The sequence below is a fragment of the Nostocoides japonicum T1-X7 genome (assembly GCF_001046855.1).
Taxonomy (GTDB): Bacteria; Actinomycetota; Actinomycetes; order Actinomycetales; family Dermatophilaceae; genus Nostocoides; species Nostocoides japonicum.
In genome coordinates this window covers 5,135,896-5,137,156 of record NZ_HF570958.1, presented here as the reverse complement: position 1 = coordinate 5,137,156, position 1,261 = coordinate 5,135,896, and the positions used below count along the sequence as shown (strand labels likewise).

General features: G+C 71.7%; 1 protein-coding gene. It reads left to right on the top strand.

The window, feature by feature from the left end; genetic code table 11:
* Window positions 1-251 precede the first annotated feature (251 nt).
* Window positions 252-1,082, top strand: coding sequence for a translation elongation factor Ts (gene tsf, locus BN12_RS23175; RefSeq protein ID WP_048552555.1), 831 nt, complete (start codon window positions 252-254; stop codon window positions 1,080-1,082).
* Window positions 1,083-1,261: the final 179 nt, after the last annotated feature.

Genomic DNA, 1,261 nt, shown 5'->3' with positions numbered 1-1,261 from the left:
GGCCGAGATCCCGACGGCCGCCGACGCCGCCGACGAGGCGCAGCCGCTGCCGGTCACCGGCTCCGAGCCCCTCGCCGACGACACCGCGACCCACTCGACGGACGCCACGGCCGCCCAGGAGGCCGTCGCCGCCGAGGCGGCCGACGAGGACGCGAACGCCTGAGCGGCGCGCCTGGTGACCCCCCGTGCGGGCGGTCGCCAGGTCCGCGTGCCCGCACCCGCCACCCACGGAAGAAGAGTGAAGGACAGACATGGCGAACTACACCGCCGCTGACATCAAGAAGCTCCGCGAGATCACCGCGGCCGGGATGCTCGACGTCAAGAAGGCGCTCGACGAGGCCGACGGGGACCTCGACAAGGCCCAGGAGATCCTGCGCGTCAAGGGCCTCAAGGGCGTGACGAAGCGTGAGGGCCGCACGACGTCCAACGGTCTCGTCGCGGCCGCCACGTCCGACGGCGTGGGCACGCTCGTCGAGGTCCTCTGCGAGACCGACTTCGTCGCGAAGGGTGAGCGCTTCGGCGCCCTGGCCCAGCAGGTCCTCGACCAGGCGGTCGCCGCCGAGGCCGCGGATGCCGAGTCCCTCCTCTCGAGCACCCTCCCGGAGGGGCAGACCGTCAAGGAGCTCCTCGACGCGGCCAACGCGACGATCGGCGAGAAGATCGAGGTCAAGCGGGTCGCCCGCCTCGAGGGTCCGGTCGTCCAGTCCTACCTGCACAAGACGAGCCCCGACCTCCCGGCGCAGATCGGCGTCCTCGTCGCCGTCGAGGGCGGCGACGCCCAGACGGTCAAGGACGTCGCGATGCACATCGCCGCGTTCGCGCCGTCGGCCCTCACCAGGGAGGAGATCCCGGCCGAGACCGTCGAGAACGAGCGCCGGCTCGCCGAGGCCACCGCCAAGGAGGAGGGCAAGCCGGAGGCCGCCCTGCCTCGCATCATCGAGGGCCGCGTCAACGGCTACTTCAAGGAGAACGTCCTCCTCGAGCAGGCCCACGCCAAGGACCCGAAGAAGACGGTCGGCAAGGTCCTCGACGAGAACGGCGCGACGGCGCTCGCGTTCGCCCGATTCCGCGTCGGCGCCTGACCCGACTCCACACCGCGACCGGCCGGAGGTTCTCCTCCGGCCGGTCGCGGTGTCTCTGTCCGGTCGCGGTGTGTCTGTCCGGTCGCGGTAGGTGGTGACGGTCGGAGGATCGCTGGTTACCTCGACTCCGGGGGTGCTGCGCCGGTCGAGGTAGGTGATGACCGTCTGAGCGTCGCTGG

Coding starts and splice junctions, on each gene's coding strand:
- tsf (WP_048552555.1), top strand. CDS start 252: ATGGCGAACTACACCGCCGCTGACATCAAGAAGCTCCGCGAGATCACC.